General features: G+C 68.3%; 10 protein-coding genes. 7 read left to right on the top strand and 3 right to left on the bottom strand.

Annotation, left to right across the window (positions count from 1 at the left end; translation table 11 throughout):
* Positions 1-17: 17 nt before the first annotated feature.
* Positions 18-941 (bottom strand): DMT family transporter, encoded by a 924-nt coding sequence (locus AC1RVY_RS13195; protein WP_369641026.1) that lies wholly within the window; start codon positions 939-941, stop codon positions 18-20.
* Positions 942-1,236: 295 nt separating this feature from the next.
* Here AC1RVY_RS13195 and minC point away from each other — a divergent pair, with 295 nt between their 5' ends.
* The 3 genes from minC (at position 1,237) to minE (ending at position 3,291) form a co-directional block, all read left to right on the top strand.
* The gene (gene minC / locus AC1RVY_RS13200) at positions 1,237-2,004 is read left to right on the top strand and encodes a septum site-determining protein MinC (RefSeq protein ID WP_218296508.1); all 768 of its coding nucleotides are present in this window, start codon (positions 1,237-1,239) and stop codon (positions 2,002-2,004) included.
* A 198-nt stretch (positions 2,005-2,202) separates the two neighbouring features.
* The gene (minD, locus tag AC1RVY_RS13205) at positions 2,203-3,021 is read left to right on the top strand and encodes a septum site-determining protein MinD (protein WP_218296509.1); all 819 of its coding nucleotides are present in this window, start codon (positions 2,203-2,205) and stop codon (positions 3,019-3,021) included.
* A gap of 3 nt (positions 3,022-3,024) precedes the next feature.
* A complete protein-coding gene (gene minE / locus AC1RVY_RS13210) occupies positions 3,025-3,291 on the top strand; it encodes a cell division topological specificity factor MinE (protein ID WP_015011987.1) in 267 nt (88 codons plus the stop codon).
* A gap of 87 nt (positions 3,292-3,378) precedes the next feature.
* Here the strand turns inward: minE and AC1RVY_RS13215 are convergent, their stop codons facing one another.
* Both AC1RVY_RS13215 and AC1RVY_RS13220 read right to left on the bottom strand, forming a co-directional pair.
* Positions 3,379-3,969, bottom strand: coding sequence for an MOSC domain-containing protein (locus tag AC1RVY_RS13215; protein ID WP_492806806.1), 591 nt, complete (start codon positions 3,967-3,969; stop codon positions 3,379-3,381).
* A complete protein-coding gene (locus AC1RVY_RS13220; protein WP_029414219.1) occupies positions 3,966-4,487 on the bottom strand; it encodes a flavin reductase family protein in 522 nt (173 codons plus the stop codon). The genes AC1RVY_RS13215 and AC1RVY_RS13220 overlap by 4 nt, the downstream gene beginning before the upstream one ends.
* 188 nt (positions 4,488-4,675) lie before the next feature.
* Between AC1RVY_RS13220 and AC1RVY_RS13225 the strand changes: the two genes are divergently transcribed.
* The 4 genes from AC1RVY_RS13225 (at position 4,676) to AC1RVY_RS13240 (ending at position 6,844) form a co-directional block, all read left to right on the top strand.
* Positions 4,676-5,464 (top strand): alpha/beta fold hydrolase, encoded by a 789-nt coding sequence (locus tag AC1RVY_RS13225; protein ID WP_492806807.1) that lies wholly within the window; start codon positions 4,676-4,678, stop codon positions 5,462-5,464.
* Between the two features lie 129 nt (positions 5,465-5,593).
* Positions 5,594-6,352 carry a YdcF family protein gene (locus AC1RVY_RS13230; RefSeq protein WP_492806808.1) on the top strand — a complete coding sequence of 253 codons (759 nt, stop codon included), beginning with the start codon at positions 5,594-5,596 and terminating at the stop codon, positions 6,350-6,352.
* 62 nt (positions 6,353-6,414) lie between these two features.
* A complete protein-coding gene (locus AC1RVY_RS13235; RefSeq protein WP_492255469.1) occupies positions 6,415-6,603 on the top strand; it encodes a hypothetical protein in 189 nt (62 codons plus the stop codon).
* A gap of 1 nt (position 6,604) precedes the next feature.
* The gene (locus AC1RVY_RS13240) at positions 6,605-6,844 is read left to right on the top strand and encodes a helix-hairpin-helix domain-containing protein (protein WP_369641037.1); all 240 of its coding nucleotides are present in this window, start codon (positions 6,605-6,607) and stop codon (positions 6,842-6,844) included.
* Positions 6,845-6,969: the final 125 nt, after the last annotated feature.

Below are 6,969 nucleotides of genomic sequence, written 5' to 3' on the forward strand. Positions count from 1 at the left end.
GCCTATTGCCACCGCGCCTACTGCGCCGCAGGCCGGCGGTTCACCAGCACGATCCCCGCCGCCACCAGCACCAGCGCGGCCACGAGCCCGGCGGTGACGGGCTCGCCCAGCCACCAGGCGCCAAACAGCAGCGCGAACACGGGCGTGAGGAACACGAACACCGAGATCTTCGTGGCCGGGTAGTGCGCCAGCATCCACATCCAGGCCAGATAGCTCACGAATGCACCCACGAGCGCCTGCACCAGCAGCGAACCCCAGGCGAAGGTGCTGAACTGCAAGGTCCAGCTTTCGCCCAGGGCCAGCGACAGCCAGGGCAGTGCGGCGGCGCTCACGCCCACCTGGTAGAGCAGCTGCTTGGCGGGCGCCACGCGCGCGAGCGGCGTGGTGCGGATCACCACCGTGGTCAGCGCCCACATCAGGCCCGCGGCCAGGCCCAGCAGGTCGCCCAGCCAGGCACGGGGCAGGGCGGCGTTGGCGGGGCCCAGCAGACCGTCGCCCAGCGCCAGCCCCACGCCCACAAAGGCAGCGGCCAGTCCCAGCCACTGCCAGCCCTGCAGGCGCTCACCGGGGATGAAGCGCGGCAGCAGCAGGGCCACCCAGAACGGGGCGGCATAGAGGAACACCGTGAGGCGCGACGCCGTGGTGTACTGCAGCCCCAGGTAGATGCAGGCAAACTCTCCTGCGAACAGCGCCCCGGCGAGCAGGCCCGCGCGCGGTGCCCCGGCCGGCTCGGCCGCGCCCGACAGCGGCACGCCGCGCCACGCGCACCAGGCGGCGACCGCCACGGTGGCCAGCACGAAGCGCAGAAAGGCCTGGTACACGGGAGCCACCTCGCCCACGGTGGCTTTCACCAGCACCTGCTGGAAGCCCCAGAACATGCAGCAGGCCAGCAGCAGGGCGATGGCCAGGGAATCGATGTGGGTTTTGCGGGGAGAAGACATCGGTCGATTATCAAAGACCCTTGCCCGGCGGCCCGTCGCCCATGCATCCAGGCGCCCCGGAGCGCGGGCGGAAGGCTTCACGGCCCCTCGCGACCCTGGCGGCCATTGGCCCGGTTTCCGATGAAGGCACGGGCTCCCCAGGGAGGGGCACGGCGCCACGCGCGAGGCGCCGCGCGTTTCCCCTTGTGTTCCCGCGCAGGGCGCCCGGGGAGCGCGAACAGGTTCTTACACGGGCCCACGGTACACTTTGCGCCTTCTGAAACCCGTTCCCGAGCGTCTTTTCCACCCCTCATTCATGGCCCTTACGACGGCGGCGCAGTCCCGCACCAGCTTTGACCTCAAGAGCGCCTCTTTGCCCGTGGTGGCCGTGGTGCTCAAGACCACCGACGCCGCGCTGTTTGCCGCCGACCTGGCCGAGCGCGTGGCCGACGCCCCGGGCTTCTTCGACAATGACCCGGTGCTGATCGATCTGGCCCCTGTGCGCGAAGCGCAGGAACCCATCGATTTCGCGGCCATCACGGCCTTGCTGCGCAGCCACAGCACCCTGCCCGTGGCGGTCCGCGGCGGCAGCCCTGCCCAGATGGATGCCGCGCGCGCGGCCGGGCTGGCCGCGGCGCCCGATGCACCGCCCGTTCGCGCCGAGGCCCCTGCCACCCCGGTGCAGGAAGTGGTGCGCGAGGTGATCCGCGAGGTCGAGGTCGAAGTGGTGCGTGAGGTGCCCATGCCCGGCCCCGGCACCGTGGTGGTGGACAAGCCCCTGCGCTCGGGCCAGCAGGTCTATGCCCGCGGCGCCGACCTGGTGGTGATGGCTGTGGTGAGCTTTGGTGCCGAGGTGATTGCCGACGGCAACATCCACGTCTATGCCCCGTTGCGCGGTCGCGCGATTGCCGGTGCGCGCGGCAACACCGAAGCGCGCATCTTTTCGACCTGCCTGGAGCCCCAGCTGGTGTCCATCGCGGGCATCTACCGCACCACCGAGACCGAGTTGCCCGCCGATGTGCGCGGCAAGCCGGCCCAGGTCCGGCTCGATGGCGAGAAGCTCATCATCGAAGCTCTCAAGTGAAACACCCCCCTATGTCGCTTCGCTCCTTCCCCCCCACTCTCGCAGCGCTGCGCGCAGCGGGACGCTCCCAGCGCGGCGGGGCGGCCCTTGCGCGGGAGCCCTGGTGTGGGCCACGCCCGTGTCAAGCGTCGCCCCGGTGCATGCGCCACGAAAATTGATACTTCATTCATCATCCAACCCCTCAAGAGACCCCAACACATGGCCAAAATCGTCGTCGTGACCTCCGGCAAGGGTGGCGTGGGCAAGACCACCACCAGTGCCAGCTTTGCCACCGGCCTCGCCCTGCGCGGCCACAAGACCGCCGTGATCGACTTTGACGTCGGCCTGCGCAACCTCGATCTCATCATGGGCTGCGAACGCCGCGTGGTGTACGACCTCATCAACGTGATCCAGGGCGAGGCCAACCTGAACCAGGCCCTCATCAAGGACAAGCAGTGCGACAACCTGTTCGTGCTGGCCGCCAGCCAGACGCGCGACAAGGACGCGCTCACGCAGGACGGCGTCGAGAAAGTGCTCAAGGACCTGGCCGCGATGGACTTCGAGTACATCGTCTGCGACTCGCCCGCCGGCATTGAAAGCGGCGCGCTGATGGCCATGCACTTCGCCGACGAGGCGCTGCTGGTGACGAACCCCGAGGTGTCGTCGGTGCGCGACTCGGACCGCATCCTGGGCATGCTGGGCAGCAAGACCAAGCGCGCGATCGAAGGCGGCGAGCCGATCAAGGAGCACCTGCTCATCACGCGCTACAACCCCAGCCGCGTGCAGGACGGCCAGATGCTGAGCCTGGAAGACATCCAGGACATCCTGCGCATCAAGCTGATCGGCGTGATCCCCGAGTCGGAAGTGGTGCTGCAGTCGTCCAACCAGGGCACGCCCGCGATCCACGCCAAGGACTCGGATGTGTCCGAGGCCTACAAGGACGTGATCGACCGCTTCCTGGGCGCCACCGACAAGCCGCTGCGTTTCATCGACGCGGAAAAGCCAGGCTTCTTCAAACGCCTGTTCGGGAGCAAATAAGCCATGGCTTCTTTCCTGTCCTTCCTGCTCGGCGAGAAGAAGAAAACCGCCAGCGTCGCCAAGGAGCGGCTGCAGATCATCCTGGCGCACGAGCGCAACGGCCGCAACGCCTCGGAGCCCGACTACCTGCCCGCGCTGCAGCGCGAACTGGTGGCGGTGATCTCCAAGTACGTGAAGATCAACCCCGACGACCTCAAGGTGCACCTGGAGCGCCAGGACAACCTGGAGGTTCTGGAAGTCAAGATCGAGCTGCCCGACACGGTGCGTTGAAGGTTCGGTTTCGAGCCAAATTGGGTTCTGGCGCTTATCTGGTAAGCGCCAGTAGCTATCAAAATTGATGAATCCAGTGGGGCCTGGCTAGCGCGAGTGCTTTGCCCACTTGCCCGCCAGCGCCTGCGCAATGCTCAGCCCGCGCTGCCCGGGCACCAGCGTGGCGGTCTCTCCGGCAGCGATGGTGCCGGGCTGGTCCACCGCCAGGTAGTAGCCGCAGCACCCGGCCAGGGCCATGGTGCGGCCCGCCTGCGAAAAACCCATGACGGCGTTGAACTTGAAGCATGGCTCGCGCGGTGCACTCACCCGCAGCACGCAGTGGGGGAAATGCCATTCATCGCCCACAAACACATCCGCTTCCAGCGGCCCGTCGATGGTGAGGTTCTCCCCCATGAAACCCGGCGGCAAGGTTTCATCGAACAGGCTCACGCCGCGTTCGCGGCGCTGTGCCTGCCAGAACGCGTAGTGGGCGGCGGGGTAGGCGTATATGGCCTTGCCCAGGCCACCGTGCACGCTCGGGTCGGCCTGCTCGTCCCCCGCCAGGCCCAGCGGGCCCACGGCCACCGGGCCGGTGATGGGCGCCTTGCCGATGGCGGTGAGCACCGAGCGTTCGCCCACCTTCAGGCGCCGGGCCAGGCCGATGTTCACGTGGCGCACGGCCACGGTGGGGGTCGTCACAGCGGGTGCTCGGTGTAGAACTTGCCCCCGTGGTACAGCAGGGGCGAGATGCCTTCGCGGTGCTCGCAGCGCTCGACCTCGCCCACAAAGATGGTGTGGTCGCCCTCCTTGTACTGGCTGCGGTTGAAGCACTCGAACGTGGCGGCTGCCCCGGCCAGCAACGGGGCACCGCTGATGCCGGGCCGGTGTTCCAGGCCTGCCCAGCGGTCGATGCCGCGCGTGGCAAAACGCTCGGCCAGCGCCTTCTGGTCTGCGGCCAGCACGTGGATGGCGTAGTGCGAGCCATCGGCAAAGGTGGGCAGGGTGCTGGCGCCGTGCGAAAGGCTCCACAGCACCAGCGGGGGCGCCAGCGACACCGAATTGAACGAACTGGCCGTGAGGCCCACCAGGTCACCCGCTGCCGTGCGGGCCGTGACGATGGTCACGCCCGTGGCAAACATGCCCAGTGCATCGCGAAACTCGCGTGTGGAGAAGCTCGGTGGCAGGGCGAGGGCGGGGCGGGGGGGCGAAGGGTTCACAAAAGCGGTGCCAGCGGTGGCAGCAGGGGGGAACAACTATTATCAGGCGCCACCCACCACCGCGCTGTTGCGGGGTTTACTTCCGTAAGACTTGCGCAAATCGGGATGCAACCACCACCTGGCGTGGGGGGGAGCTATCTGCCTGAACCCTGTTTTGCGTAAGTCATTTCTGTTCCGTTTTCCACCGCATGGCCGTTCTTCCTACCTTCACCGCCCTGGGCTCCGGCCCCACCGTGCTCATGCTGCACGACGCCGATGGCGACCACCTCACCTTTGCCCCCCAGGTGGAAACGCTGGCCACGGTTGGCTACCGCGCCGTGGCCTGGAACATGCCGGGCTATGGCCGCAGCGCGCCCGTGGAGCCCTACACCTTCAAGGCGCTGGCGCAGAGCTGCCTGGCCCTGATCGACGCCCTGCGGGGTGGCCCGGTCACGCTGGTGGGGCACGGTATGGGCGCCATGGTGGCGCTGGAGGCCGCAGTGCGCGGCCCATCGCAGGTGCGGCGCCTCGTGCTGTGCGCGGGCGGGCCGGCGCTCGATGCGCAGGCGGTGGAAGACTGGGTGGCGCCCCGGCTGCGCGCCCTGAAAGCGCTGGATGGCGGTGGCGGCATGGAGGCGCTGGCGCAGACGCTGGTGCCCCAGTTCATCGGTACCGGCGCCCTGCCCGAAGGGGTGCGGCTGGCCAGCCATGCGCTGGCCCAGGTGTACCCGGGGGCCTACCGGCGCGCGCTGGAGGCCTTGCCCACGTTTGATCGCGGGGCTGCCGCGCTGGCCCACCTGGCCATGCCCACGCTGCTGGTGGGGGGCGCGCTGGACCGCTGCACACCCCCCGCGGCCCTGGAGGCGCTGGCCCAGGTGCTGCCCGATGCGCAGACCCTGATGCTGCCCCATGTCGGGCACTGGCCCCAGCTGGAGGACCCCGAGGGTTTCGATGCCGCGCTGCTGGACTTTCTGGCGCAGCGGCGGGTGCTGCACTGAGCTTGCCCCACCCCGCAGGGCCGATGGTTCGGCCGTCCAAGCGGTCCATTTTTTCCCCCGCCATGCCCTGGCGCCGCCGGGCGGGCTCATGCAGGCCTGATTGCTCCTTCCCTTTCTCCTTCTGTTGCCATGTGGTTTGCCCTGAAGAAAATACTGTCTGCGCTGCTGTTGCCCCCGGTGTCCAGCATCCTGCTGGCGCTGGTGGGGCTGTGGATCGCGCGCTACCACCGCCGCACGGGCATCACGGTGGTGGTGGTGTCGCTGCTGTCGGTGCTGGTGCTGTCCTGGCCACCGGTGTCGGATGTGCTGGTGCGCAGCCTGGAGCACCATCCCGTGGTGACCGCCCGGCAGTTGTCCCAAGCGCGCACCCAGGCCATCGTGGTGCTGGGGGGCGGGGCCGACACCGTGGCCCCCGAGTACGGTGTGGATGTGCTCAGCCGGGGCGCCCGCGAGCGGGTGCGCTACGCCGTGCACCTGCAGCAGCAGGCGGGCTTGCCCATCCTGGCGACGGGCGGCTCCACCGGCGGCATGCGGGCCGAGGCGCTGGTCATGAAGGACGTGGTGGAGCGCGAGTTCAAAGGGCGGGTGCGCTGGACGGAGGTGGAGTCGCTCGACACCCGCAGCAATGCCGAAAAATCCGCCATCCTGCTCAAGGCCGCCGGCATCGAGCGCATTGCCCTGGTCACCCACGGCTGGCACATGGTGCGCGCGGCCGGGGCCTTCGAGCGCGCGGGGCTGCAGGTGCTGCCCGCGCCCATGGGCTTCAAGGGCGGGCAGGCCCGCAAGCTGTACCGGGTGCTGCCGCGCGCCTCCGCGCTGGCCGACAGCAGCCTGGCGCTGCACGAATGGCTGGGGATTCTGGTGCAGAGGATGGGGCTGGGCTCCTGACACGACGTTGTCAGCAGCCCGGCAATAGCCTCGTGTGCATCATTCTTGAGAGGGAGCTACCCATGATGCAGGCCAATGCCGCCGGCACAGCGAAGTGGAAAGGCGCGCCGGGCGCCGGCGCCCCAGCCATGGGAGACGCCGCGCACGCCCCGGTGCCGGATGGATCTGCGGGCCGCCAGAGCCTGGCGAACCTGATGGCGCTCGGGCAGGCGGATACAGTCTCCCTCGTTGCAATGCCCACAGTGGAGTGACATGGGTTTTTCTGCCGCTGAAAAAGAGCAAATGCTGGCCCTGCACGGCGTGGGGGCCACCGTGATTGCGCGCCTGGAGCAGGTCGGGTTTTCGTCGCTGGCCGAACTGGTCGACGCGGATGTGGCCGCGGTGACCAGAACCATCTCGGAGATGATGAGGTCCACCTGCTGGCACAACAGCCCCCAGGCGCGCGGTGCCATTGGCGCCATCGTGGCGCTGGCCCGGAGCCGGCAGCCCTAGCTGTGATGTCTCAATAGGTTGTTCATCCGTCTCGGATTTGGGAAGCTGTGGTTACCAGGCCAAGCAACTCAAGTCAGGAGAGACGGATGAACAGTCATAAGCATGCCCGCTTGACGGCTGCGGGT

It is taken from the genome of Acidovorax sp. GW821-FHT11A03, assembly GCF_058809075.1.

Bases quoted from the DNA above. Each gene is read 5' to 3' on its own strand.
- AC1RVY_RS13195 (WP_369641026.1), bottom strand. From the start codon at position 941: ATGTCTTCTCCCCGCAAAACCCACATCGATTCCCTGGCCATCGCCCTG.
- minC (WP_218296508.1), top strand. From the start codon at position 1,237: ATGGCCCTTACGACGGCGGCGCAGTCCCGCACCAGCTTTGACCTCAAG.
- minD (WP_218296509.1), top strand. From the start codon at position 2,203: ATGGCCAAAATCGTCGTCGTGACCTCCGGCAAGGGTGGCGTGGGCAAG.
- minE (WP_015011987.1), top strand. From the start codon at position 3,025: ATGGCTTCTTTCCTGTCCTTCCTGCTCGGCGAGAAGAAGAAAACCGCC.
- AC1RVY_RS13225 (WP_492806807.1), top strand. From the start codon at position 4,676: ATGGCCGTTCTTCCTACCTTCACCGCCCTGGGCTCCGGCCCCACCGTG.
- AC1RVY_RS13230 (WP_492806808.1), top strand. From the start codon at position 5,594: ATGTGGTTTGCCCTGAAGAAAATACTGTCTGCGCTGCTGTTGCCCCCG.
- AC1RVY_RS13235 (WP_492255469.1), top strand. From the start codon at position 6,415: ATGATGCAGGCCAATGCCGCCGGCACAGCGAAGTGGAAAGGCGCGCCG.
- AC1RVY_RS13240 (WP_369641037.1), top strand. From the start codon at position 6,605: ATGGGTTTTTCTGCCGCTGAAAAAGAGCAAATGCTGGCCCTGCACGGC.